This is a genomic window from Cupriavidus sp. 05N39, assembly GCF_056397325.1.
The window spans coordinates 136,090-161,368 of sequence record NZ_JBFTNE010000001.1; the positions used below are offsets into that span (position 1 = coordinate 136,090).

The 25,279-nt window shown below is 66.7% G+C and carries 20 protein-coding genes; 12 read left to right on the forward strand and 8 right to left on the reverse strand.

Annotation, left to right across the window (positions count from 1 at the left end; genetic code table 11):
* Positions 1-279 precede the first annotated feature (279 nt).
* The 8 genes from AC1DN0_RS00610 (at position 280) to AC1DN0_RS00645 (ending at position 11,867) form a co-directional block, all read left to right on the forward strand.
* Positions 280-1,284 (forward strand): tripartite tricarboxylate transporter substrate binding protein, encoded by a 1,005-nt coding sequence (locus tag AC1DN0_RS00610; RefSeq protein ID WP_477145464.1) that lies wholly within the window; start codon positions 280-282, stop codon positions 1,282-1,284.
* A gap of 50 nt (positions 1,285-1,334) precedes the next feature.
* The gene (locus AC1DN0_RS00615; RefSeq protein ID WP_441630945.1) at positions 1,335-2,327 is read left to right on the forward strand and encodes a tripartite tricarboxylate transporter substrate binding protein; all 993 of its coding nucleotides are present in this window, start codon (positions 1,335-1,337) and stop codon (positions 2,325-2,327) included.
* 45 nt (positions 2,328-2,372) lie between these two features.
* Positions 2,373-4,127 (forward strand): long-chain fatty acid--CoA ligase, encoded by a 1,755-nt coding sequence (locus tag AC1DN0_RS00620; RefSeq protein ID WP_477145465.1) that lies wholly within the window; start codon positions 2,373-2,375, stop codon positions 4,125-4,127.
* 20 nt (positions 4,128-4,147) lie between these two features.
* Positions 4,148-5,134, forward strand: a complete 987-nt coding sequence (locus tag AC1DN0_RS00625; protein ID WP_441630949.1) for a Bug family tripartite tricarboxylate transporter substrate binding protein — start codon at positions 4,148-4,150, stop codon at positions 5,132-5,134.
* Between the two features lie 194 nt (positions 5,135-5,328).
* On the forward strand, positions 5,329-6,489 hold the full coding sequence (locus tag AC1DN0_RS00630; protein WP_441630970.1) for an acyl-CoA dehydrogenase family protein: 1,161 nt from the start codon (positions 5,329-5,331) through the stop codon (positions 6,487-6,489).
* A gap of 426 nt (positions 6,490-6,915) precedes the next feature.
* On the forward strand, positions 6,916-8,838 hold the full coding sequence (locus AC1DN0_RS00635; protein ID WP_477145466.1) for a PrkA family serine protein kinase: 1,923 nt from the start codon (positions 6,916-6,918) through the stop codon (positions 8,836-8,838).
* A 37-nt stretch (positions 8,839-8,875) separates the two neighbouring features.
* Positions 8,876-10,153 carry a YeaH/YhbH family protein gene (locus tag AC1DN0_RS00640; protein ID WP_477145467.1) on the forward strand — a complete coding sequence of 426 codons (1,278 nt, stop codon included), beginning with the start codon at positions 8,876-8,878 and terminating at the stop codon, positions 10,151-10,153.
* Between the two features lie 187 nt (positions 10,154-10,340).
* Entirely contained in the window at positions 10,341-11,867 is a 1,527-nt protein-coding gene (locus AC1DN0_RS00645; protein ID WP_477145468.1) for a SpoVR family protein, read from the forward strand.
* 49 nt (positions 11,868-11,916) lie between these two features.
* Here AC1DN0_RS00645 and AC1DN0_RS00650 read toward each other — a convergent pair whose 3' ends face one another.
* A complete protein-coding gene (locus AC1DN0_RS00650) occupies positions 11,917-13,347 on the reverse strand; it encodes a protoporphyrinogen/coproporphyrinogen oxidase (RefSeq protein ID WP_477111152.1) in 1,431 nt (476 codons plus the stop codon).
* 101 nt (positions 13,348-13,448) lie between these two features.
* Here AC1DN0_RS00650 and AC1DN0_RS00655 point away from each other — a divergent pair, with 101 nt between their 5' ends.
* Positions 13,449-14,123 carry a TetR/AcrR family transcriptional regulator gene (locus AC1DN0_RS00655; RefSeq protein WP_441636856.1) on the forward strand — a complete coding sequence of 225 codons (675 nt, stop codon included), beginning with the start codon at positions 13,449-13,451 and terminating at the stop codon, positions 14,121-14,123.
* Between the two features lie 23 nt (positions 14,124-14,146).
* Here the strand turns inward: AC1DN0_RS00655 and AC1DN0_RS00660 are convergent, their stop codons facing one another.
* From AC1DN0_RS00660 to AC1DN0_RS00680, 5 genes are all read right to left on the reverse strand, one after another.
* Positions 14,147-15,139 carry an acyl-CoA dehydrogenase family protein gene (locus AC1DN0_RS00660; RefSeq protein WP_477145469.1) on the reverse strand — a complete coding sequence of 331 codons (993 nt, stop codon included), beginning with the start codon at positions 15,137-15,139 and terminating at the stop codon, positions 14,147-14,149.
* 14 nt (positions 15,140-15,153) lie between these two features.
* On the reverse strand, positions 15,154-16,314 hold the full coding sequence (locus AC1DN0_RS00665; RefSeq protein ID WP_035863167.1) for an acyl-CoA dehydrogenase family protein: 1,161 nt from the start codon (positions 16,312-16,314) through the stop codon (positions 15,154-15,156).
* Between the two features lie 46 nt (positions 16,315-16,360).
* Positions 16,361-17,398: a Bug family tripartite tricarboxylate transporter substrate binding protein gene (locus tag AC1DN0_RS00670; protein WP_441636861.1), complete on the reverse strand. Its 1,038-nt coding sequence runs from the start codon at positions 17,396-17,398 to the stop codon at positions 16,361-16,363.
* Positions 17,399-17,451: 53 nt separating this feature from the next.
* Positions 17,452-17,913, reverse strand: a complete 462-nt coding sequence (locus AC1DN0_RS00675) for a MaoC family dehydratase (protein ID WP_035863165.1) — start codon at positions 17,911-17,913, stop codon at positions 17,452-17,454.
* A 70-nt stretch (positions 17,914-17,983) separates the two neighbouring features.
* Positions 17,984-19,192, reverse strand: coding sequence for a CaiB/BaiF CoA transferase family protein (locus tag AC1DN0_RS00680; RefSeq protein WP_441636863.1), 1,209 nt, complete (start codon positions 19,190-19,192; stop codon positions 17,984-17,986).
* 146 nt (positions 19,193-19,338) lie between these two features.
* Between AC1DN0_RS00680 and AC1DN0_RS00685 the strand changes: the two genes are divergently transcribed.
* Complete coding sequence (locus AC1DN0_RS00685; RefSeq protein ID WP_441636865.1) at positions 19,339-20,229, forward strand: LysR family transcriptional regulator; 891 nt, start codon at positions 19,339-19,341, stop codon at positions 20,227-20,229.
* Positions 20,230-20,248: 19 nt separating this feature from the next.
* On the opposite strand, the gene AC1DN0_RS00690 is transcribed toward AC1DN0_RS00685, so the two are convergent.
* Both AC1DN0_RS00690 and AC1DN0_RS00695 read right to left on the reverse strand, forming a co-directional pair.
* Entirely contained in the window at positions 20,249-21,409 is a 1,161-nt protein-coding gene (locus tag AC1DN0_RS00690; protein WP_441636867.1) for a helix-turn-helix transcriptional regulator, read from the reverse strand.
* Positions 21,410-21,736: 327 nt separating this feature from the next.
* Complete coding sequence (locus AC1DN0_RS00695; protein ID WP_477111153.1) at positions 21,737-24,046, reverse strand: mechanosensitive ion channel family protein; 2,310 nt, start codon at positions 24,044-24,046, stop codon at positions 21,737-21,739.
* A 325-nt stretch (positions 24,047-24,371) separates the two neighbouring features.
* On the opposite strand from AC1DN0_RS00695, the gene AC1DN0_RS00700 reads away from it, so the two are divergent.
* Positions 24,372-24,776 carry a hypothetical protein gene (locus AC1DN0_RS00700; protein ID WP_447431580.1) on the forward strand — a complete coding sequence of 135 codons (405 nt, stop codon included), beginning with the start codon at positions 24,372-24,374 and terminating at the stop codon, positions 24,774-24,776.
* Positions 24,777-24,806: 30 nt separating this feature from the next.
* A complete protein-coding gene (locus AC1DN0_RS00705) occupies positions 24,807-25,052 on the forward strand; it encodes a GlsB/YeaQ/YmgE family stress response membrane protein (RefSeq protein WP_441636139.1) in 246 nt (81 codons plus the stop codon).
* The last annotated feature ends 227 nt before the right edge of the window (positions 25,053-25,279 follow it).

The following is a 25,279-nucleotide window of genomic DNA, read 5'->3' on the forward strand; positions in this document are numbered from 1 at the left end:
CGCCTTCGCTGCACCGCAGCGCGCCAGGCGCACGGACGGATCGTTGCCCGTCATGTACCGGTTCGGTGCCGGTTCTCTGCCGGCCATGCTCGCCAGTTAGCCCGAAGCGGCGCACCTGCACAATCCGGATTTACCAAAGGCAGGCTTTTTCCTGAGCGATTCGGCCAATCATTTTGGGCCGAATGGTCATTGTCCACGCAGTGCAGCATCGCGCAATCTCATCTCTTGCCGGCACCAGGCCATTGGGGCGTGGCGGGCGCTTCAACGATGGGAGGCAGGATGCAGTCAGAACGTCGCAGGACCCTGTTGCGGTTTGGCGCGGCCTCGCTGGCCGCGGGTGGCGGCTTCRCCGGGCTGGCCAGCGCGCTCGCGCAAGGCACCGGGGCGTCCGGCTATCCGGCCCGGCCCGTGCGTCTGGTCGTGCCGTATCCGGCCGGTGGCGCCACCGATGTGCTCGCGCGCGCCATTGCCGCTCCGCTCGGCCAGCAGTGGCAACGCACGGTGGTGGTGGAGAACCGCCCCGGCGCCAGCGGCATGATCGGCGCCGACGCGGTGGTCAAGGCCGCTCCCGACGGCTACACGCTGTTGCTGACGCTGACCAGCGTGGTGCAATTGCCCAGCCAGTACGCCAAGCCGCCCTTCGACCCCGTGCGCGACCTGACCGCCGTGTCGGAACTGGCGACCACGCACCTCGTGGTGGCTGCCAACTCGTCCATGCCAGGCAACCTTGCCGAGATGGTGCAGTTGGCGAAGAGCCGTCCCAAGGCTTATTCCTACGGCACCTACGGCACCGGCAGCGGTGCCCATCTCTATATGGAGGTGTTCACCGGCACGGCCGGCCTGGACATGGTCCATGTGCCATACAAAGGCGAGGCGCCGCTGCTCAACGATCTGCTGGGTGGCCAGGTGTCGCTGGGCACGATTTCCGTGATGGGAATCAAGCCGCACTTGCGGACCGGCAAACTGCGCGCGCTGGCGGTGGTGGGCAACACTCGCGCGCCCCTGCTGCCGGATGTGCCGACCTTCCAGGAACTGGGCTACCGCGGCCTCGACGGCCCCGGCTGGTTCGGCCTGTTCGCCCCGGCCGGCACGCCCCGGCCCATCGTGGACAAGGTTTCGGCGGATGTGAACGCCATCCTGGCCAGCCCCGATATCCAGCAGCGCATGACCGACCTCGGCTTGATCGTGAAAGGGTCGCGGCCGCAGGAGTTCACCGAGGTGGCGCGTGCCGACCAGGCTTACTGGGCCGGCGTGATCCGCAAACTCAATATCCGGCTCGACTGAGCCGGCGGCATTCTCCGGTCCCCTCTGGAACCGACCTGACAGGAGCAGCGATGCAGCACAAGCGCCGCAAGGCATTGCAGCAGATCGGAGCCGGCGCCCTCGCCGCCGGTGGCCTCGGGCTAGGCTTGCGCCCGGCCCGCGCAGATAGCTTCCCGGCCAAGCCGGTGCGGCTGGTCGTGCCCTATCCGGCGGGCGGTGCCACCGATGTGCTGGCGCGCGCCATTGCCGAGCCGCTCGGCAAGATGTGGCAGCGTCCCATCGTGGTGGAAAACCGCCCCGGCGCCAGCGGCATGATTGGTGCCGACGCGGTGGCCAAGGCCGATGCCGACGGCCATACCGCGCTGCTGACCATCACCACCCTGGTCCAGGCGCCGAGCCTGTACGCCAAGGCGCCTTTCGACCCGGTGCGCGATTTTGCGCCGGTGTCCAACCTTGGCACTACCAGCCTGGTATTCGCGGTGCACAACTCGGTGCCCGCCACCACGCTGGCCGAGTTCATCGCGCTGGTGAAGTCCAGGCCGAAGCAATTCAACTACGGCTCCTTCGGCACCGGCTCCAGCGGCCATCTCTTCGGGGAAGTCTTCAACGACGCCGCCGGGCTCGACATGACCCATGTGTCCTACAAAGGCGAGGCGCCCGAGCTGAACGACCTGCTTGGCGGCCAGGTGCCTGCCGCCATCATCTCCGTCATGGGCGCCCGCCCGCACACCGCCACCGGACGGCTGCGCGCGCTCGCGGTGACCGGGCCGGCGCGCGCACCGCAATTGCCAGACGTGCCGACCTTCCGCGAGTGCGGCATCGCGGGCATGGATGCGATGGGCTGGTTCGGGCTGTTGCTGCCGGCCGCCGCGCCGCGCCCGGTGGTGGAGAAGTTCTCCGCCGACGTCAACCGCGTGCTGGCGATGCCCGCCGTGCGCGGCCGCATGAGCGAGATGGGCGTGGTGCTCATGGGCAGCACGCCGGACGCCTTCGGCGACACCATGCGCAGCGACTACGCGCGCTGGGGCAAGGTCATCCGCACCCGGAATATCCGCCTTGACTAGAGCCGCGCCGGCGGCGGCCGGCGATTTCCTTACTTTGTGTTCGCCATGAATCAAGTTGCTTGCGCTTCTCCCTCCCCGGCCTACCGCTCTCCCTTCTGGCCGCCCGGCATGCCGGCCGAGGTGCGCGTTCCACGCACCAGCCTGGTTTATAACGTCGAGGTCGCCGCCCGGCGCTATCCCGGCAAGACCGCGATCCAGTACCTCCATACCCCCATCACCTACGCCAGCCTGCACACGCAGATCGAACGCATGGCCGGCTACCTGCAGCAAGTTGGAGTGGCGCCGGGCGACCGGGTGGTGCTGTTCAGCCAGAACTGCCCCCAGTTCATCGTGGCGTACTACGCCATCCTGCGCGCCGAGGCCGTGGTGGTGCCTGCCAACCCGATGTGGCTGACCGGCGAACTGGAGCATGTGGTGGAGGACAGCGGCGCGGTGGCGGCCTTCGTCGCGGCCGAGCTGTATCCGCGCATCGCGCCGCTGCATGGCGCCAGGCTGCCGCATGTGATCGTGCACCAGTACGGCGACATGCTCGACAGCGCCTGCGGCACCGACGGCATACCCGCCTGGCTTTACGAGCGCGCCCCGCTGCCCGCATCCGTGCCGGAAAACGCCACGCTGGCGCAGTGGACGCAGGCCGACGCCGCGGGCCATGTCCCGCGCGAGCACCAGGCTGGCTACGACACCCTGTGCATGCTGGCCTATACATCCGGCACCACCGGCAACCCGAAGGGCTGCATGCATACGCACGGATCGCTGATGAGCGCTGCGGTGGGCTCGCAGTTGTGGCGTGGCGCCAGCCCGGAAGGCGTGTCACTGTCGGTCGCGCCGATGTTCCACCTGCTCGGGATGCAGAACGGCATCCATGCACCGCTTTACCTGGGCGCCACCATTGTGCTGCTGCCGCGCTGGGATCGCGCGCTGGCAGCAGACCTGATCGAGCGCTACCAGGTTTCCACGTGGGGCGCCCCACCCGCCATGCTGGTGGACTTCTTCGCGCAGCCCGGCATCGCCGAGCGCGATCTTTCCAGCCTCGCCTACCTGGGCGGCGGCGGCGCCGCCATGCCCGACGCCGTGGCGACCATGCTGCAGGAGCGCTTCGGGCTGCCCTACGTGGAGGCTTACGGCCTGACCGAAACCGCCGCCTTCCTGCTGTCCAACCCGCGCCACCGGCCCAAGCGCGAATGCCTGGGCATCGCCACCTTCGGCGTGGACGCGCGCGTGATCGACCCACACACGCTGGCCGAGTTGCCGCAGGGCGAACTGGGCGAGATCGTGACCCACKGCGCGCAGGTGATGCGCGGCTACTGGCGCAACCCGCAGGCCGATGCCGAATCGTTCGTCGAGATCGATGGCAAGCGCTTCCTGCGCACCGGTGACCTGGGTTTCATGGATGCCGAAGGCTACTTCTTCATGCGCGACCGGCTCAAGCGCATGATCAATGCGTCCGGCTTCAAGGTCTGGCCGGCCGAGGTGGAGAACCTGCTCTACGGGCATCCAGCCATCCACGAAGCCTGCGTGATCGCCGCGCGCGATGCGCGCCGGGGCGAGACCGTGAAGGCGGTGGTGGCGCTCAAGCCGGGCGCGCGCGGCACGCCCGAGGCCAGCGCCGAGCAGATCATGGCGTGGTGCCGCGAGCGCCTGGCCGCCTACAAGGTGCCGCGCATCGTCACTTTCGTCGATGCCCTGCCCAAGTCCGCCACCGGCAAGATCCAGTGGCGGGCGCTGCAGGAGCAGGAGCAGGAGCAGGGACAAGATCAGGACCCGCCGCCGCAACCGGAAGCCGCCGGACGCGCGGCCTGAACGCTACAAGAGGAGACAGCATGAAAGCAACGAGACGCAACTGGCTGGGCCARGCGGCAGCACTGGGCAGCGGCGTGCTGCTGGCCGGATGGCAATGGCCGGCACTGGCGCAGGGCAACTATCCGGCACGGCCCATTCGCATGGTGGTGCCTTATCCCGCCGGCGGCGGCACCGACACTATCGCGCGCATGATCGGCCAGCGCCTGACCGAGGCCTGGGGCCAGCCGGTCGTGGTCGACAACAAGCCCGGCGCCAGCGGCATGCTCGGCAACGACATCGTGGCCAAGGCGCCACCAGACGGCTACACGGTGCTGCTCGGCATTACCGCCATGATCCAGTCGCCCAGCCTGTACAAGCGCATTCCCTATGACGTGACGCGCGATTTCGCGCCGGTCTCGCTGATTGCCAGGTCCTCCGACCTGTTCGTGGTGCCCAACCGGGTGCCGGCCAATACATTGGCCGAGTTCGTCGCCCTGGCCAAATCCGGCAAGCTCAGCTACGGCTCCTACGGCAACGGCACTTCCTCGCACCTGCACGGCGAGCTGTTGAAGATGCAGGCGGGGCTGGAGCTGACGCACATTCCATACAAGGGCGCCGCGCCGCTGATGAGCGACGTGCTTGGCGGGCAGGTGGATTCGGCCTTCGTCGACGTGACCTCCGCCAACAGCCATCTGAATAGCGGGAAGTTCAGGATTCTCGCCATCACCGGCACCCAGCGCTACAAATCGCTGGCGGCCGTGCCGACCTTCGCGGAGGCCGGTTTCGCCGGGTTTGAGCCAAGCGGCTGGTTCTCGGTGTTCCTGCCGGCCAATACGCCGCGCGACGTGGTCAATCGGCTCTCGACCGAGATCGGCCGCATTGTGCGCCTGCCCGAAGTCTCGCAGAAGCTCTCGGCGATGGGGCTGCAGCCGGTCGGGTCCTCTTCCGAAGAGCTGGCGGCGTTGGTCGCGACGGATACCCCCAAGTGGGCCCGCATCGTGCGCGACGCGCACATCCAGCTCGACTGAGGCAGCGGATTTATGCCGCCTTCAACACATATGCGCTGATTGACCGCGAGACCGGGCAGGCGGAACTGCAACGCAACACGGCTCGTACCGGCTTGAAGAAAGGAAGGCAACAGGCAGCGCGGACCCTCGTTCGTGCCGCGCAACGCAATATCCATCAAGGAGACATCATGGGAAATACCGACAAGAACATGGCGATGGCAGCCCGCAAGGTGCCCTGGATGAATGAAGAGCTGGGCATGTTCCAGGACACCGTGCGCCGCTTCGTCGAGCGCGAGCTGGTGCCGAACGAAGCCCGCTGGGCCGAACGCGGCTACATCGACCGCGAAGTCTGGAACCGCGCGGGCGAAGTCGGCCTGCTGTGCGCCAGCATTCCGGAAGAGTACGGCGGCGGCGGTGGGAACTTTGCGCACGAGGCGGTGATCTGTATCGAAATGGCGCGTGCCATCGCCACCAGCCTGGGCAACGGCGTGCACAGTGGCATCGTGGCCCATTACTTGCTCAACTACGGTACCGAGGCGCAGAAGCGCAAATGGCTGCCCCAGATGGCGTCAGGCGCCATGGTGGCCGCCATCGCCATGTCGGAGCCCGGCGCGGGCTCCGATCTGAAGTCGGTACGCACCCGAGCGGTGCGTGAAAAGACCCAGAACGGAGACATCTATCGCATCAACGGTGCAAAAACCTTTATCACCAACGGCTACCACGCCGACCTGATCTGCGTGGTGGCCAAGACGGATCCCGAAGCCGGCGCGCGCGGCGTCTCTCTCATCATGGTCGAGACCCGGGACCTGCCCGGCTTCAGGCGTGGACGTATCCTTGAAAAAATCGGACAGAAGGGCCAGGACACCGCCGAGCTGTTCTTCGACGATGTCTGCGTGCCGGTGGATAACCTGCTGGGCGAAGTGGAGGGGCAGGGTTTTTATCAATTGATGCAGCAACTGCCGCAGGAGCGCATGATCATCGCGCTCGGTGCGGTGGCGAGCATGCAGCGCGCCATCGAACTCACGACCGACTACGTACGCGAGCGGCAGGTGTTCGGAAAACCGCTGATCGATATGCAAAACACGCGCTTCAAGCTCGCGGAGTGCAAGACCGAGGCAACCATCGCCGCAACCTTCGTCGATGATTGCATGGTGCGGTTGCTCGCCGGCGAACTCGATGCCCCCACCGCGGCGATGGCGAAGTGGTGGTGCTCGCAGAAGAACTGCGAAATCATCGACGAATGCCTGCAGCTGCATGGCGGGTACGGCTATATGCTCGAATACCCGATCGCCCGCATGTATGCGAACGCGCGGGTCAGCAAGATTTACGGCGGCTCCAACGAGATCATGAAGGAGCTGGTGGCGCGCACGCTTTGATGCGCGAGGGGCCATGCGGGCAGCCACTCATGCCAATGCCGTAGGACGTTGGAAGTAGGCTGCCCGCAAAGCCCGGCGCAGCGAGGGTTGGAGGTATCGATGCGTGCTTCTCGTTACAAAACCAACTGTGCAGGGAGTACAGGAAAGGTGTAATGTGTGTCACAAGACATGGTTCAAATGCCCGTCGCGAGCGGGGCCTGGGGTGGTGGTACGGTGAGTCGAGCGGATCCGTTGCACAGTTGCAAAGTTCGTCAACCGAGTCTCAGTTCCTGCCGTTATTTGACTATGATTAAGTAAAGATTTCGCAACATGGCAGCACCGCCAAGCCGGGGTGGCGGAGCCGCAAGCGCTGCCGCGGAATCTTGAGTTGTAGTAGATGTAGTAGATCTACCATCGCCTCGGACGGGACTCTGACGGGAGTGAGGTATGGACATTTTCGGCCACTACGCCACACGCTTCGAAGCTCGCAAGGAAGAGGAATACAGCATCCAGGAGTATCTGGATATCTGCAAGAAGGATCCTTCCGCCTATGCGACCGCGGCCGAGCGCATGCTCGCCGCCATCGGTCAGCCTGAACTGGTGGACACCCACCACGATCCTCGGCTGTCCCGCCTGTTCTTCAACAAGGTCATCAGGATCTATCCGGCCTTCCGCGAGTTCTACGGCATGGAAGACACGATCGAGCAGATCGTCGCGTTCTTCAAGCATGCCGCCCAGGGTCTCGAGGAACGCAAGCAGATCCTCTACCTGCTCGGGCCTCCGGGCGGTGGCAAGTCCTCGCTGGCGGAAAAACTCAAGGCGCTGATGGAGCAGGTTCCCATCTACGCATTGAAGGGCTCGCCGATCCATGAATCGCCGCTCGGGCTGTTCTCGCCCGAGGAGGACGGCAAGATTCTGGAAGAGGACTATGGCATCCCGGTGCGTTATCTCAACACCATCGCCTCGCCATGGGCCGTCAAGCGCCTGCACGAGTTCAACGGTGACATCACGCGCTTCCGTGTGGTCAAGCTGCGTCCCTCGGTGCTCTCGCAGATCGCGATCTCGAAGACGGAGCCCGGCGATGAAAACAACCAGGACATCTCCTCGCTGGTCGGTAAGGTCGATATCCGCAAGCTGGAAGATTTCCCGCAGGACGATCCAGATGCTTACTCGTACTCCGGAGGCCTCTGCCTGGCCAACCGCGGGTTGCTCGAGTTCRTCGAAATGTTCAAGGCGCCTATCAAGGTCCTGCACCCGTTGCTGACCGCCACCCAGGAAGGAAACTACAAGGGTACCGAAGGCTTCGGCGCGATCCCCTTCGACGGCGTCATCCTGGCGCACTCGAACGAGGCCGAGTGGACGACCTTCAAGGCGGACAAGAACAACGAGGCTTTCCTCGACCGGATCTACATCGTCAAGGTGCCGTACTGCCTGCGCGTGTCGGACGAGGTGAAGATCTATGACAAGCTGCTGCGCAGCAGTTCGCTGTCGGCCGCGCCCTGCGCGCCCAACACCTTGAAGATGATGGGACAGTTCGCCGTGCTCACCCGCATCAAGGAGCCGGAGAATTCGAACATCTTCTCCAAGATGCGCGTCTATGACGGCGAGAGCCTGAAGGACGTCGACCCAAAGGCCAAGTCGTACCAGGAGTACCGCGACTACGCCGGCATCGACGAAGGCATGAACGGCTTGTCCACGCGCTTTGCCTTCAAGGTCTTGTCCAAGGTCTTCAATTTCGACAACACCGAGGTGGCCGCCAATCCGGTGCACCTGCTCTATGTGCTCGAGCAACAGATCGAGCGCGAGCAGTTCCCGCCGGAACAGGAGGCCAAGCTGCGGTCTTACATCAAGGAGTATCTGACCGCGCCGTTCGTGGATTTCATCGGCAAGGAGATCCAGACTGCTTACCTGGAGTCGTACTCCGAATACGGCCAGAACATCTTCGACCGCTACGTGGTGTTTGCCGACCTGTGGATCCAGGACCAGGAATATCGCGACCCGAACACCGGCGAGATTCTCGACCGCAATGCGCTGAACGACGAGCTGGAGAAAGTGGAAAAACCCGCGGGGATATCCAACCCCAAGGACTTCCGCAACGAGATCGTCAACTTCGTGCTGCGGGCGCGGGCCAACAACGCGGGCAAGAACCCCGCGTGGACCAGCTACGAGAAGTTGCGCATGGTGATCGAGAAGCGCATGTTCTCCACCACCGAAGACTTGCTGCCCGTGATCTCGTTCAACGCCAAGTCCTCTCGCGAGGACCAGGACAAGCACGCGAATTTCGTCAACCGCATGGTTGAGAAAGGCTACACGGCGAAGCAGGTCCGCTTACTTGTGGAGTGGTATTTGCGCGTAAGAAAATCATCGTAACGGCGCCTGGACGAGGCCTCTCCAAGAGGGCAAGCATATGGCCACGGTCATCGATCGGCGCGAGAACGGCGGCAACAAGAGTGCCGTCAACCAGCAACGCTTCATCAAACGCTACCGCGAGCAGATACGCCAGGCGGTAGCGAAGGCGGTGTCCGGCCGGAAGATCATGGACATCGAGCAAAGCGGGCAGGTGTCCATTCCGGTCAAGGACATCTCCGAACCTGCCTTCCACCACGGCCAGGGCGGCCGGCGGGAGTGGATCCATCCGGGCAACAAGAAATTTGTCCGGGGGGATAGCTTCGACCGCCAGCAGCAAGGCGGCGGTGGAGGCGGCTCCAAGGCGAGCGATTCGGGCGAAGGCGAGGATGATTTCGTCTTCACCCTGTCGCGCGAGGATTTCCTCAACTTCTTTTTCGAGGACATGGCGCTGCCGGACATGGCCAAGCGCCACCTCGCCAAGATCGCCGAGGTCCGCAAGGTCAGGGCTGGCTTCTCCATCGACGGTACCCCTTCCAATCTGTCCATCCTGCGCACGATGCGAAGCTCGCTCGGGCGGCGCATCGCCTTGTCGAGCCCCTACCAGAAAAAACTCGTGCTGCTGGAGCAGGAATATGGCGAGGTGCTGGAGCAGGACGGCCCTTATTCGGCACGCGCGCTGGAACTGATGAAGGAGATGCGCCACCTGCGCTCCTGCGTGGAACGCGTGCCCTTTATCGAGAAGCTCGACCTGCGGTACAACAACCGCGTGCTGAAGAAGCGGCCGCAGGCGCAGGCGGTGATGTTCTGCCTGATGGACGTSTCSGGYTCSATGGACGAGAGCCGCAAGGAYCTSGCCAAGCGCTTCTTCATGCTKCTGTAYCTRTTCCTSAAGCGCAACTACGATCGCATCGACGTGGTGTTCATTCGCCATCACACGGTGGCGAAGGAAGTCAACGAGGAGGATTTCTTCCATTCGCGCGAATCCGGTGGTACGGTTGTATCCAGCGCGCTCAAGCTGATGGTCGAGGTGATCCACGACCGCTACCCCGCCAGCCAGTGGAATATCTACTGCGCCCAGGCGTCGGACGGCGACAACTGGGCGGGCGATTCGGAGTTGTGCGGGCGCTTGCTGCGCGAGTCCATCCTGCCGCTGGTGCAGTATTACGCCTATGTGGAGGTGGCTTCGGAGGAACCGCAGAATCTCTGGGAAGAGTATCTGGCGGTGAAGGAGCGCTACGAGAACTTCGCCATGCAGCGCATCATCGGGCCGGACGAGATCTATCCCGTGCTGCATGACCTGTTCCAGAAGAAAGCGGCCTGGCCGTYGAGCCGCTGAGGCAGGTTTTCCCCCTCTCCCCTCTGGGGAGAGGTAGGGGAGAGGGATGGTTTTCAGGCGCGGACGCTTCGTCGATGCACCCGCCCTCTTCCCCGGCCCCTCTCCCGCTCGCGGGAGAGGGGAACAACCCAAGGTCGTTTTGAGACTGACACGCGGGCATGGGCTTCACCCGCAACGGGGGTCGTAAATGGCATATCTCTCCACCGGCTCGGAGTGGACCTTCGAGCTGATCCAGCGCTATGACCGCGAAATCGCCCGCATTGCCGGCGATTTCGGCCTGGACACCTATCCCAATCAGGTCGAGATCATTACCGCCGAGCAGATGCTCGACGCGTACGCGTCGTCCGGGCTGCCCGTCGGCTACAACCACTGGTCGTATGGCAAGCATTTCCTGGCGTCGGAGCGCAGCTACCAGCGCGGGCATATGGGGCTGGCCTACGAGATCGTGATCAACTCGAATCCCTGCATTGCCTACCTGATGGAGGAGAACACCATGCCAATGCAGGCGCTGACAATCGCGCACGCCTGCTATGGCCACAACTCCTTCTTCAAGGGCAACTACCTGTTCCGCACCTGGACCAATGCGGACGCCATCATCGACTACCTGCTGTTCGCCAAGAACTATGTAGCCGAATGCGAGCAGCGTTACGGCGAGCAGGAAGTGGAACAGTTGCTGGATTCCTGCCACGCGCTGCAGAACTACGGCGTGGATCGCTACAAGCGCCCCAAGAAGCTATCCATTGCCGAGGAGCAGGCGCGCCAGACCGAGCGGGAGAATTACCTGCAGACGCAGGTCAACGACCTGTGGCGCACCCTGCCCAAGCACCGCGCGCACGCGCTCGAAGACGATGAAGGGCTGGAGCGCGATGTGCCCTTCCCGCCGGAGCCGCAGGAAAACCTGCTCTACTTCATCGAGAAGAATGCGCCCAAGCTCGCGCCCTGGCAGCGCGAGATCGTGCGCATCGTGCGCAAGATCGCGCAGTACTTCTATCCGCAGCGCCAGACCAAGGTCATGAACGAAGGCTGGGCCACGTTCTGGCACTACACCATCCTGCACCAGCTATATGAAGAAGGCCTGGTCAACGACGCCTTCATGATGGAATTGCTGCAGGCGCACACCAACGTGATTTACCAGCCGCCGTACAACAGCCCGTACTACAGCGGCCTCAACCCGYACACCGTGGGTTTCCTGATGTTCCAGGACCTGCGCCGCATGTGCGAGAACCCGACCGAGGAAGACTATCGCTGGGCTCCGGAATTCGCCGGCAGCGACTGGCGCAAGACGCTCGATTTCGCCATGCGCAACTTCAAGGACGAGAGCTTCCTGCTGCAGTTCCTGTCGCCGCGCGTGATCCGTGAGCTCAAGCTGTTCTCCGTGCTCGACGACGACCGCGAAGGCAAGCTGCGCGTGACCGCCATCCATGACGACGAGGGCTACCGGAATATCCGGCAGTTGCTGGCCAACCAGTACGACTTGTCGAACATGGAGCCCAATATCCAGATCACCAACGTGGATGTGGGCGGCGACCGCTCGCTGACGCTGCGCCACCTGCAGAACGACCGCCGTCCGCTGGCGCAGAACTTCGATGAGGTGATCCGCCACGTCACGCGGCTGTGGGGTTTCACGGTGCGGCTGGAGGTGGCCTACGAAGACGGCCGCCGCGAATCCAAGTACGAATGCAAGCCGGAACGCCGGCATCGCAAGGCCGCTTGATCGCTTCGTTACCGCGCGGGCGGCTGCTGTCGGTTGTCCGCGCGCGGCGTCACGCCGGCCGCGCGCCGGCCCGTGCCGCCGCCTGAAGCGTCCGCATGATGGCCTCCGCGGCCCAGTGCCCGGTCGCCGCGGCAGCCTCCGTGAAGGGCGCGTTCATATAGTCCCCCGCCAGGAAGACCCGTTGCCGTGGTGCAGGCGGACGGCTGCGGTACGCCCGCACATCGGCGGCGCGGCCGACCGGCACGGCGGGCATCGCCTGCGCCCAGCGCGTGACCAGGCAGTCCTCTATCTGACGTGAAATCCCCGGCAGGTGGCGCTCGACCTCGGGCAGCACGTCGGCGAGGATTTGCGCATCGCTTGCGCCCAGCCGGTCGGCGGCGGGGCGGTCTTCCAGCATGACCTGGATCACCTGTCCGTGTCCGTTGGCGGGGTCGCCAAGGTGGTGCTTTCCCGCATCCAGTGCCAGTGCGGCCACATGGCGGCGCTCGGCACGCGGCACCAGCACGCCATAGGTGCCCGCCAGGGCCCGCGGCACACGGAAATCAGGCCGCGCGAGCAGCGACAGGTTGATGGTGCGGCTGTAGCCGGTGGCGAGCAGGCGGCGCTCCAGCGCGTCCGCGCCCGGCCAGGCTTGCCGGGCGAATGGTGCCGGTAACGCGCACACGACAAAGTCGGCGCGGGCTTCGAAGCCCGCACCGCTCACTACCACGCCGGTGTCTTGCTGGCGGATGGCATCGACACGCCGTCCTGTTTCCACACGTAGCGGGCCCGCCAGCGCGCGCGGCAGGCTCTGCATGCCGCCGGCCAGCGAGGTGGTGCTGCAGCGGCGCGCGCCGAAGCCGCTGGCCAGCAGCATCAGCGCCGCGGACGATGTTTCCGGCGTGAGGAAATAGAAGCCTTGCAGCAACGGCTCCGTGACGTAGGCGAGCGCTTCGCCGCAGCCACGGCGGTCAAGCCACTCGCTGGCGGATTCCTCGTCGTAGCGAGCCCATTGGCCCAGGTCGTTGAGCGGCAGCGTGCGCAGTGCGCGGCCTTCACGGCCCAGCGCCAGCCCCAGGCGCAGCCAGGCTGGCAGTCCCAGCAGGCCGCTGCGCAGCGGGTCCAGCATGCTCTGCGCGCGCACGCGGCACGGGCGGCCTTGCCGTATCACCGCGTTGACCTGGCTGGCTGCGCGCAGRCCGCCAGCCAGGCCTAGCTGCCGCGCCAGTGCCGCTAGCACCGTATAGCCAGTGGACAGGAACTGCGCGCCGCATTCGATCACATGCCGTCCGAAGGTTTCAGTGCGCATGCGGCCGCCAGCCTCCTGGGCGGCTTCGAACACGCGCACCTGCACGCCGGCACGCGCGAGTGCATCCGCCGCGCACAGGCCGGCAATGCCGGCGCCGGCTACGATCGCGGTAGGCGCGCGGTGCACGCCGGGGGCGTAAGCCGGCTCTGTCGATGTTGGTGGAACGGGTGACGGCGAGGAAGCGGCATGCATGATCTGGGACCTGTCTCGATGGCCCGTGCGTGACGGGCAGCGTGCGACAATCTAGCGGCTTACCGCATGCCGGCCAATTCGCTTTCCGCTCAGATTCCATCATGCCCGCCGCCACCGAACCGCCCAAGCGCCGCCAGCCCTCGCAGCAGCGCGCGCAACATACCGTGCAAGCCATCTTGCAGGCCGCGGCGAAATTGTTCGCGGAACACGAGATGCGTGGCCAGCCCGAACCTACCACCGAGCAGATCGCCGCCCTGGCGGGCGTATCGGTCGGCTCGCTCTACCAGTACTTCGCCGACCGCGCGGCCATCCTCCGGGCCTTGATCGAGCAACAGCGCGACGCCGCCATGATCGCGCTGGAAACGATGCTGGCCGAGCGCATGGCGGCGGTGCCGGCCACGGCGGGCATGTCCGGGAAGGAAGCCGCCCGCGCCGCGCTGCGCGCCTATGTACAGGCTTATGTGCTCAGTTTCGGCGGGTACGATGACCACACCCGCGCGCTGGCCCGCCTGGCCTGGCGCCACGACCGCGACGAAGACGCCGTGGCGGCGCTGCGCATGGCCAGCGAACGGATTGGCGCGCAACTGCAGGCGCTCGGCATGGGCGCGCTGCGGGTGCCTGCCCCGGCCCAGATGTTTGCGCTGACCCGCGCCTTGTTCGGCGTGGTGCGGGCGGCCTCGCTGGAGCGCTCGCCCCTGCTCGGCAGCCCTGCGCTGGAGGACGAACTCGTTCGCCAGTGCTGGGGCCTGCTGCAGCGCGAGCCGGAAGCCGGCTAGGCCGGCCTGGCCGGCTCTGCGGTTCAGGCCGCGTCGGTACTCCAGCCACGCACCGTATCCACCACCCCTGGCCCGGCCTGGCCGCACACCAGTTCACCCACCACCCGCGCCCAGTACGTTTCCGACCCGTCTGCCAGCCGCCAGGCATGCAGGCGGCGCGTATAGAGTTGCAGGTCGTATTCMTCGGTGATGCCGATGGCGCCRTGCACGGCGTGCGCGATGGCAGCCACCGGCGTGACGGCCTCGCTGGCGTTGAGCTTGCCGATGGCCGCGCGCAGCGGGTCCGGCCGCCAGCCACCGGCGGCGCAGGCGATCTGCGCGGCCATGCGCGCGGCGGTGACGTGCTCGGCCATGATGCTGATCTGGTGCTGGATGGCCTGGAACTTGCCAATGGCGCGGCCGAACTGCTGGCGGTCGTTGGCATATTGCAGCGTCATCTCGAATACATGCGACATCGCGCCAGCCAGTTGCGCGGCATGCAGGCAGGCGCCGGTCTGGCGCAGGGCACCGGCCGGCAGCGTGAAGGCGGGCAAGCCATCGCGCGGGGGGCGCGGCAGGCTCACGGCGAGGTCCGCATGGACGCCGGTCGCGCTGGCCTGTGCCTGGGCGCGCGGCAGCAGCACGCAGTGCGTGTCTTCCTGCACCAGGAACCACGCCGCCTGCGCGCCCCCGGGTACCAGCGCGGTATCCGCGCCGCTGTCGAAGCTCGCGAGCGCGATGGGCTCGGGCGGCACCGCCAGCCCGGCGGCATGCAGCAGCGCGCGGGCGAACAGCGTCTGGCCCAGCGGCAAGGGCACCGCATGACGGCCCAGCGTAAACAACACCGGCGCCAGGTCGTCCAGCGGCAGGCCGGCGCCGCCGGCGTCCTCCGGCAGCAGGCAGTCGGCAAAGCCGCTGTCTTGCAGCGCCTGCCATAGCGGCTGGTGATCTTCGCCGCGTTCCACGGCGCGGACTGCGGCGGGCGTGCAGCAGTCGCGCAGCACGGTATCGAGCGCGTCCGAGTAAGCGTTATGCATGTTGGAACTCCGGTTCAGCGCAGGCCAAGGCCCCGGGCGATCATGCCGCGCAGGATCTCGCGCGTGCCACCGCGCAGCGAATAGGATGGTGCGACCTGGCTGACATAGGCCAGGGTGCGGTACAGGCCGGGATCGGCGGCGAGTTGCGGGTCGGCGCCCAGCGCGGCTTCGGCCAGCGCGGGGATGGACTGTTCGAACTCCGTGCCAAGGTCCTTGACCAGCGCGGCTTCCACCACCGGGCTTTCGCCAGCGGCGAGCCGGGCCGTGACCGCCAGCGACATGGCGCGCAGCACCGCCAGCCTGGCCGCCAGCCGGCCGATGGTGACGGTGTCGCGCCGCGCCTCCGGCACGCGCCGCAGCGCCGCGATCCAGGTATCGAGCAGCACCACGCTGGAATACAGCCGTTCCGGCCCGCTGCGCTCGAAGGCCAGCTCCGCGTTGACCTGTTCCCAGCCGCTGCCTTCGCGGCCGACCAGTGCCTGCGCGGGCAGCATCACGTCCTCGAAGCTGACTTCGGAGAAGTGCGCATCGCCCGCCAGGTCATGAATCGGGCGCACCGTGACGCCTGGCGCGGACAGGTCGACGATGACCTGCGACAAACCGCGCTGGCGGTCCTCGGCATTGCCGGAGGTGCGCACCAGCGCCAGCATGTAGTGGCAGCGGTCGGCATTGGTCGTCCAGATCTTGCGGCCGTTCAGGCGCCAGCCGCCGTCCGGCTCGGGCACGGCGCGGGTGGCCACGCTGGCGAGGTCGGAGCCGGAGTTGGGCTCGCTCATGCCGATGCAGAAGAAGGCCTCGCCCTTGCAGATGCGGGGCAGGTAGAAGGCTTTCTGCTCGTCGCTGCCGTAGCGCAGGATCAGCGGCCCGCTTTGGCGGTCGGCAATCCAGTGGGCCGAAACCGGGGCGCCGCAGGCCAGCAGTTCCTCCACCAGCACGAAGCGCGAGAACGGATCGAGTCCGGCGCCGCCGTATTGCGCGGGCAAGGTGATGCCCACCCAGCCGCGGCCCGCGAGCGCGCGGCTGAAACCGGCGTTGAAGCCCATCCAGGAGCGCGCGCGCTTCTCGGGCGGCAGTTCGGGCAGATGTTCGGCGAGGAAGGCTTTCACCTCGCGCCGGAAGGCGGCAGCCGCCGGTGGCAGGGCGGTGAGTTGGAAGGTACTCAGCAGGGAAGTCAAGACGGTTCTCCGTGACAGGCGGTGCGCGCGATGGGGAAGGGGCGGATCATTCCAGCGTCACGCCGGAGTCCTTCACCACCTTTTGCCAGCGCGTGATTTCCTGCGCCAGGTACTTCCCGTAGGCTTCGGGGCTGTTGCCGCGCGGCTCGGCGCCCTGCGCGGCCAGGCTGGCGCGCACGTCCGGCGCGGCCAGCGCCTTGAGCGTGGCGGCGTTGAGTTTTTGCACGATCTCGGGCGGCGTCCTGGCCGGCACCAGCATGCCTTGCCAGGCGCCCACCTCAAAGCCAGGCATCACGGTCTCGGCCACGGTCGGCACATCGGGCAGTTGCGCGCTGCGCGTGATGCTGGTCACCGCGAGCGCCTTCATGCGCTTGTCGCGGATAAACGGCAGCGAGGAGTTGATGGTGTCGGTCATGAACTGCACCTGGCCGCCGGCCAGGTCGGTCAGCGCCGGCGCGCTGCCCTTGTAGGGCGCGTGCACCGCCGACAGGCCGTTGGCCTGCAGGAACAGGAAAGCCGCGAGGTGGGTCACGTTGCCGTTGCCGGCCGAGCCGTAGGTCAGCTTGCCGGGGTTGGCTTTCAGGTACTGGATGAACTCGGCCAGGTTGGTGGCCGGTACCTGGGCGTTGACCTCCAGCACCAGCGGCACCATCGCCGTCATCGCCACCGGGGCGAAGTCGCGCCGCACGTCGTAGGACAGATGCTTGTACAACGCCGGGCTTAGCGCGATCGACGAGGTGTTGTAGAGCACCGTGTAGCCATCCGCCGGCGATTTGGCGACCAGCTCCGCGGCGATATTGCCATTGGCGCCGGGCCGGTTGTCCACGATCACCTGCTGGCCCAGTTCCTCCGACATCTTCCTGGCGATGACGCGCGACACCAGGTCGGTGGGCCCGCCCGGCGGAAACGGCACCACCAGCTTGACGGGGTGGGCGGGATAGCCGGCGGCGCGGGCAGGGGTTGCGAATGCGCCGAGCACCAGGATCGCTGGGGCCAGCAGGGCGAGCCTGCGGCTGCGGCGGCGAATCGCCGCGCTGGTCCCTTTATCCGTCTTGTCGTTTTTCTTCTTGCCTTGTCCTGGCATGCAGTCTCCTCCGGTGTTGGCGGCTCGCGCCGCGGGCTAACTGGGCCAACGGGCTAGCGGCCGGCCAGCAGGCGCCGGGCGGAATAGGTCATGACGCGTTCATGGCGCTGGTTAAAGACCTCGATGTCCGAGTCCACCACGGCGCGGCCGTTGCGCGAGGTCGGGCGGATGCCCGTCACGGTGACGGTGGCCCAGATCGTGTCGCCTACCACCACCGGGGCCAGGATTTTCTGGGTCAGCTCCAGCATGGCCAGCCCGGTGCCCTGGATCATGGTCTGCAGGATGAAGCCCTCGATCATCGCGTAGGTCAGCGCGGCGGGCACGGGCCGGCCATGAATGGCGCCGCCGTCGTAGCCCGCTTCGATAAAGATGGCCTCCAGCATGCCGGTGACCGAGATGAAGTTGACCAGGTCGGTCTCGGTCACGGTGCGGCGAAAGGTCTGGAAGGCCTGGCCTTCCTTGATGTCCTGCCAATAAAAGCCCTGGCCGAGGCGGGGAAGTTGGGTATGGGGCACGGCGTCTCCTGGTGAGGGCCGCCATCGGCGGCCGGCTTCCTTTATGTTAGGAGCGGGAATGGGGCAGGGGTTAGGCGTCGGCGGCCGGGGGCGCGCAATAGGCTGCGCCGTCCCGTCCCAGCTCGTCGATCTGCTGGGTGGTCAGGCCCGCCTCGCCGAGCAGTCCGCGGGTGTGCTCCCCCAGGCGCGGCGGCAGTGCCGGCGCCGCGCGTTCACCGTCGAACCGCACCGGTGCGCCGGGAAAGCGCAGCGTGCCCATGGCCGGGTCGTCCAGCATGTCGAAGAAGCCGGTGGCGCGCAGGTGCGGGTCGTCCACCAGTTCGGCGAGCTGGTTGACGCGCGCGACCGGGATCTGCAGCGTTTCGCACAGCGCCAGCCAGGCGTCGGTGGTGCGCGCGCGCACGATTTCGCCGGTCAGTTCGTACAGCGTTTCGATATGCTGCGTGCGCGCGGCGATGCCGGTGAAACGCGCGTCGGCCGCCAGGTCGGGACGGCCCGCGGCGGTAAAGAAGTCACGCCAGTGCGCATCGGTGTACGGCATCATGCAGACGTGGCCGTCGGCGGTCTGGTACGGCCGGCGCAGTGGCGCCAGCACGCGCGGATAGCCGGCAGGCCCGCGCGGCGGTTCGAAATGCTGGCCGTACAGATGTTCGACCAGGTTGAAGGCCACCATCGACTCGAACATCGGCACTTCCACCAGCGTGCCCTTGCCGCCCTGGCGCTCGCGCCCGGCAAGGGCGGCCGAGATCGACAGCGCCGCCACCAGGCCACTGGTCTTGTCGGCCGCGATGGTGGGGAAATAGCGCACAGTGCCGGTTTGCGCCGCCATCAGCGCGGCGTTGCCGGACAAGCCCTGGATGATGTCGTCGTAGGCCGGGCGGCCGCCATAGGGACCCTCCTCGGCAAAGCCCAGCAAGCTGACGTAGACCAGGCGCGGATGGCGCGCCATCACGGCGGCGGGTTCCAGCCCCAGACCGCCCAGCTTCTGCGGGCGCATGCTGTGCACGAACACATCGGCGCTCGCCAGCAGGCGCTCCAGCGCGGCCTGGGCCGCGGGCAGCTTGAGATTGAGCGCCACGCTCTTCTTGCTGCGGTTCACGCCCAGGAAGATGGCCGACATGCCGTCTTCGGCGGCGGGGCCGGTGCGCCGCGTGGAATCGCCTTCGGGGGGTTCCACCTTGATCACTTCGGCGCCGAGGTCGGCCAGCCACTGGCTGGCGTACGGGCCCATCACGACCGTGGATAGGTCGATCACGCGGATGCCTGAGAGGGGCAACATGCCTGGGGTCTCCTGTCTGTTCTTGTGCCGGTTGCCGCTTGCGGCCGGGTGTGGCCGTGCGAATGCCGATGGTCACAGGGTAGAACAGGGCAATGGTTTGCGTCTAATATTAGATTTTTAGGATCCGATATTCAGCGGATATCAACGTGGACCTTCGTCAAATTCAGCAGTTCGTTGCCCTGGCCGAGACCGGGAACTTCCATCGCGCGGCCGAGCGCCTGCACATGGCGCAGCCGCCACTATCCATTTCGATCCGCAAGCTGGAGGATTCGCTCGGCACGCCGCTGTTCGTGCGCACTTCGCGCGGGGTGCGGCTGACCCAGGCCGGCGAGGCCGCGCTGCACGATGCCCGGCGCGCGCTGTTCCACGTGGCCCAGGCGCGTGCGGCGGCGCTGGCCGCGGCGCATGGCGAACGCGGCGCGTTGCGCGTGGGCTTTGTCGGATCGGCTACCTATGCCTTGCTGCCCAGGCTGATCCCGGCGTTCCGCGCGGCCCACCCTGGCATCGAGCTGATCCTGCATGAATCCACCTCGGCGGCGATCCTGGACCGGCTGGAGCGCCATCAGCTCGATGCCGGGCTGGTGCGCTTTCCCATCCTGAGCAGTGGCGGCTATACGCTCATGCCGCTGGAGACCGACGAATTCGTGGCCGCGGTGCCGGCCGACAGCCGCTTTGCCGCGAGCGATGCGATCGCGCTCAAGGCACTCGCTGGCGAGCCCTTCATCATGCATCCGATCGCGGATGTGCCAAACCTCCAGGCGGTGGCCATGATGCTTTGCCAGCAAGCGGGCTTCGTGCCGCGTGTGACGCAAGAGGCGGTGCAGGTGCAGACCATCGTCAGCCTGGTGGAGAGCGGCCTGGGGGTGGCGCTGGTGCCCAGCGTGGCGGCGCGCTATACCAACCGACGCGTGCGTTTCCTGCGGCTGACCAGTCCGCGGCCGGCCGCGCGCATCGGCATTGCGCTGGCCACGCCCACCGACAGCGACGATCGCCAGGTGCAGCGCCTGCTGGAGGTAGCCCGCGCCGCGGCCGGCTAGGCCGGGCTCGTGGCCTGGATCAGATGGACACCCGGCCGCCACGCGGCGTGCCGGCGCGTTCCAGCGCCACGCCCGGCAGCAGGTGTAGCAGGCGCACCAGTTCGCTTTGGCGGTGGGTGCCGGTCTTGCGCAGGATGTCGCGGATATGCACGCGTACCGTATGCGGAGAAACAAACTCGCGTTCGGCGATTTCGTTGAGGGTTTCGCCGGCCGCAAGGCGGATGGCGACGATGCTTTCCTTGCGCGACAGGCCGAACAGCGAGGTCAGCACCGAGGTGTCGAGCACCGAGCGCGATTCCGAATTGCCCATCAGCACCATGGCGAACGGCAGTTGCCACGGGCCTTCCACCGGCTGGCGCGCCACCAGCGGCAGCACGATGATGGGCACGGGCTGGCCGCCCGAAGTGATATGCATCCACGAGCCGGCCGCCGCCTCGCCACTGCGGGGATGCATGGCGCGCTCCAGCAGCTTGTGCAGCGTGACGTGCAGGTTGGGATCGTGGGCGGTGAGCACGCCGCTTTCCAGCGCCAGCTGGCTGTCGGCCTGCACCAGCGCTTCGGCCCAGATATTGGCGTAGCGCACACGCATGTCGGCCTGCAGCACCATCACGCCGAAGTCGAGCGAATCGAGCCCGGCCAGGCCAAGGGCGGCCAGGCCGCTCAGTTCGAAGTTGCGCTGCTGCATGCGCGCGGCGCGTGCCCAGTGCGGCAGCACGCGCGCCAGACGCCGGCTGCGGCAGGCCGAGGCGTCCGTGCCACCGAAACCGGCGCCCTGCCGGCCGTCGCGGCCGGTGCCGCCCATCAGCACGCAGACCTCGGCGGTATCGAGCAGGCGGATGCCTTGCTCCAGGTCGGCGCCATGCGCCGGCGCTCGCCAGGGTGCTTCGTCCTCGCCTTCGCCCGCGTGGGCGACGGCGAGCGTGCGCGCCGGCAGGTTCGCCAGCGCGTGCAGGCCCTCCGGGACATGCGTGCCTTGCGCCGAGAAGCAGCCGTGCGGGGTGACGCCGAGGCGTGCCTGCCCGGACAACTTGTCCCATACCAGGTAATGCGGGCTGTCGGTGTCGGTGTAGCTGGAGAAGAGGCCGAGCGCGGCAGGCATGGCGGTGACATCAAGCGCCGACTCATAGATCGAATCGATCAGACGATGGAAGTCTTCGTCCGCCGATGGATGGTAGCCCATATTGTTTTTCTCCCCGGTGGCTTTCGCCCGATTCCGCTTTGCGCTTTTTCCTGGCCAGCTGGTACGGCTGGCTCGCGATGGCCGGCTCCGATGTGGCGTGCGCCACCGGACAGGATCGGGTCGCCCGTTTTACAGGGCGCCGTTTCTCTGCGTTACCGCTGGCGGCATTATGCGTATCCGAGCATAACTTCGCAAACGGCAGTGTTGTATAAGCTGTTGTTTTGCCGATTATTTCAAAATATTTCAGCGCTGAAATACCGCCGCCCGGCACACGGGCCGGCAAGGCGTACCCGTTTCTGCGTGCGTCTTGTGCATCCCGTCGCAGGCTCAGCCGGCGGCGGGCGCGCCTGGCGTGCGGGCGGCGGCGGCACCAGCTGCCAGGTCATCGGCCTGAACTGCCTGGCCAGCGGCGAGTGTTCCGCCTTCGACCTGCACCGTCACCCGTTGGGTGGCCATGCTGATGCCGTGCTGGTCAAACTTGCGTTTGAGCCGGAGGTTGAAGGCGCGCGTGATTTCCGCCTGGGTCAGCGGCCGGGTCTTGAACTGGGCCAGCACCACCGACCCGCCGGGGTCGAAGCGATCGAGGCCAAGGATATCGAGGCCGGACAGCAGGTTGCGGGCGTAACGGAAATCGCGTGCTACTTCGTTGCCGGTCTCGCGGATCAGTTCGATGGCGCGATCGAGATCGCTGCCATAGGCCACGCCGATGTTGAACACGGCATAGGCATAGCCGCGCGACATGTTCTTGATGGCCTTGATCTGGCTGTACGGCAGCACGTGAAGCGCGCCCTTGCCGTCGCGCAGCTTCACGGTGCGGATGGTCATGGCCTCCACCGTGCCGGCATGGTCGGGCAGTTCCACCGAATCGCCGATCGCGATGGAGTCTTCCACCACGATAAACAATCCGGTGATCAGATCCTGCACCAGGCTCTGCGCGCCGAAGCCGATCGCCAGGCCGACCACGCCGGCGCCGGCCAGCAGCGGTGTCACATTGACGCCGAGGTTGGCCAGCACCACGATCAGCGTGATGACCAGCAGCGCCACGAACAAGGCATTGCGCACCAGCGGCAGGATGGTCTTGGCCCGCAGGCTGGGCGCCTGCCCGCGGCCATAGGCAGGCGTCAGCGTTTGCGTGATGGCCGTATCGATCAGCAGCCACAGCAGCCAGGACATCAGCACCGTGCTGGTCACGCTGAACACCGCCTCGCCGATGCGCTTGCCGACCGGCGTCGACTCGATCAGCGAGAGCAGCGATATGCCCCAGATGCGGCTGGCCAGTTCGAAGTAGGCGAACCAGATCACCACCCGTACCAGCGCCACGGCGAAGCGCCCGAAACGCGCCAGGTAGGCCGAGCGCTGGCGGTCGCGAAAGCGTGGCGCGCGGTGCGCGGCCTTGGGCGAGCGGCCGGTGATGAGCGTCAGCAGCAGCGCGGCGACGAACAACGCTACCGAGCCCACCGTGCGCCGCAGGAAGATGTCGGCGTGGCCGGTGGCCAGCACTGTGCCGGCCACCGAGGCCACCACCACCGCCAGCACCGGCAGGTGCCAGGTCGAGCCCACCAGGCGCAACAGATCCATGATGGCGGGATGTTCCTGGCGGAAGGCGAGCGGCCGGTTGCCGATGATCTGGCCGATCTGCCGGCGAAAGCGCAGCGTGAAACAGGCGATCAGCAGCGCCGCGGCGATATTGGCCACGGTGGAGATCAGCGCCGAGAGGTTGGTGCCGAGCGAGGCGATCACCCGGGCGTCGTTGGTGACGTCGCCCAGTGCCGCCAGGACGCCGGTGGCGAACAGCAGCCCGCGCGAGTGCAGCAGCAGGTCATGCACCGCGTGGGAGCGATGCGCGGACCTGAACAGCGCGAAGATGACCTGGCACACCGCACCCATCACGGCTCCCGCCACCACCGAATAAGCGATCACCATGCCGGCCACGCTGGCGGGCGAGCGCTCGAACATGCTGCTGGAGAGCAGCATCGCCAGGGCGAAGGCCGCGACCCACGGCGCCACCCTGCGCAACATGTACAGCCCGACGTCCATCCAGGACGGTACTGTCGGCAACTCGTGGCGCACGGCCGGCCGGATGCGCCGGTGGCGCACCCGCCTGACGACCTCCAGCAGCAGCCATCCGGCCAGGAACCAGGCCGAGAGCACCGTGCAGAACTCCCGCGCCGATTGCCACGGCGAGCGGGTCCCGTTGACGGTCAGCGCGGCCTGCCACTCCTCGCCGGCGAAATCGATCCGCCAGCGCCAGTAATGCCATGGCCCCTTGTCCTTGCCCAGTGTCGCGTCGAGGTGGTCCACCGCCTCGGCAATCGCCCCGAGCAGGCCCGGCTGCGGCGCCGACGCCGCGCTGGCCGCATCGACACCCTGGCGCAGCGTCTGCAACTGCTCCACCAGGGCCTTGCGATCCTTGTCGCTCTGCAACGTGGTGATGACCTGATCAAGCGACTGGGCAAGCGGCTCGCTGGCGGCGGGGTGCGAGGCCGGCGCGGCGTCGGCCTTGACGGCTGCCGCCAGCGTGGCCAGTCCGGGCGGCGCCGCGAGCGCCGGGCGCGCCAGCAAGGCGCCGGCCAGCGCGAGCCACAGCCCAAGCAGCAGCGGAACCAGTGCGGCGCCACTGGCGCGGGTGGTGGCCATTGGCGTTTTCGGGGACCTGTTCAGGAGCGTCATCGCATGCACGTAGAGGGCTGCCGGTCCTAGCCGGGGAATGCCTGACACTGTAGCGCATCGCGGATACCGCACCCCTGTTCGGCCAGCGCTTTGCCGTCATGGGCATTCAGAGGCACATCGTACGTGTGGCCGATCCCTCCCAAAGCCGGGGCACGCGTGCGGTGCCGGGCTCGCGGTCAACGCAGTGGCGATGCGGGCCGTTGAGTGAGGTATTGCGTGTCGGTCGGGTTGCGGCTGTCTGCAGCCCTGTCGTTTCCTTGTCCCATTGGCATTGTTACCGCAGGAGCCTGTCATGAATGCTATGAAAGCCGTCACCGTCTCGCCCGCCATGTTCAGCCGGCGCGTCGGCTTGCCCATGCTGCTGGCCGCCGCGCTCTTCGTCTCGATCCCGCACCTGGCGCGTGCCCAGGCCGCGCCGGCGGCTCCGGCCGCTCCCGCGGCCGCCCCGCCGATGGCCAAGCCTGCCGCGCCCGCCACCACCGCACCGATGGCCAAGCCGGCCGCGCCCGCTGCCGCCGCGTCCGGTGCCGCCGCACCGGGTGGCGGGCCCGGTCAGGTATGGGTCAACAAGAGTTCCAAGGTCTATCACTGCCCCGGCACGAAGTACTATGGCAAGACCAAGAGCGGCGCCTACATGAGTGAAGCCGATGCTACCGCGCAAGGCTTCCATGCGGATCACGGCAAGGCATGCAAGTGAGCAACGAACATCGCTGCCGGGGGGCATGACATGCACTTGATCTGGGTCGTTCTAATCGGCTTTCTCGCCGGGCTGGTTGCGCGCATGCTAACGCCGGGCCGCGGACCGAGCGGCTTCTTCCTCACCGCCGGCCTGGGCGTTGTCGGCTCGCTGGCCGCGACGTTCCTCGGGCAAGCGCTGGGCTGGTACCGGACTGGACAGTCGGCCGGCTTTATCGGTGCCGTGGTGGGCGCGGTCATCCTGTTGCTGCTGTATCACCTGGCGACGAGGCGCTAGGTTCCGGGGCACACGCGCGTCCGTCGGCTCGTCAGTTCATTAACTCGTCCATTCGTCCGTTCGTCCATTCGCAAGGCCGCAGCAAGCCGTTGCGCACGGGAGCATCCCGTGCGCGACGGCATGGGCGCTGCCATGCGGCGTCCGGTGTGTTTTCATGCATTCGTCGCTTCCGACGATGCGTGCCGCGCCGCCATCCCCGAATCTCCATACCACGCTGGCCGGGCCGC

What these genes read in the sequence shown, in the direction of transcription:
- AC1DN0_RS00615 (WP_441630945.1), top strand. Translation starts at nt 1,335, where the DNA reads ATGCAGCACAAGCGCCGCAAGGCATTGCAGCAGATCGGAGCCGGCGCC.
- AC1DN0_RS00630 (WP_441630970.1), top strand. Translation starts at nt 5,329, where the DNA reads ATGGCAGCCCGCAAGGTGCCCTGGATGAATGAAGAGCTGGGCATGTTC.
- AC1DN0_RS00655 (WP_441636856.1), top strand. Translation starts at nt 13,449, where the DNA reads ATGCCCGCCGCCACCGAACCGCCCAAGCGCCGCCAGCCCTCGCAGCAG.
- AC1DN0_RS00670 (WP_441636861.1), bottom strand. Translation starts at nt 17,398, where the DNA reads ATGCCAGGACAAGGCAAGAAGAAAAACGACAAGACGGATAAAGGGACC.
- AC1DN0_RS00680 (WP_441636863.1), bottom strand. Translation starts at nt 19,192, where the DNA reads ATGTTGCCCCTCTCAGGCATCCGCGTGATCGACCTATCCACGGTCGTG.
- AC1DN0_RS00690 (WP_441636867.1), bottom strand. Translation starts at nt 21,409, where the DNA reads ATGGGCTACCATCCATCGGCGGACGAAGACTTCCATCGTCTGATCGAT.
- AC1DN0_RS00695 (WP_477111153.1), bottom strand. Translation starts at nt 24,046, where the DNA reads ATGGCCACCACCCGCGCCAGTGGCGCCGCACTGGTTCCGCTGCTGCTT.
- AC1DN0_RS00700 (WP_447431580.1), top strand. Translation starts at nt 24,372, where the DNA reads ATGAATGCTATGAAAGCCGTCACCGTCTCGCCCGCCATGTTCAGCCGG.
- AC1DN0_RS00705 (WP_441636139.1), top strand. Translation starts at nt 24,807, where the DNA reads ATGCACTTGATCTGGGTCGTTCTAATCGGCTTTCTCGCCGGGCTGGTT.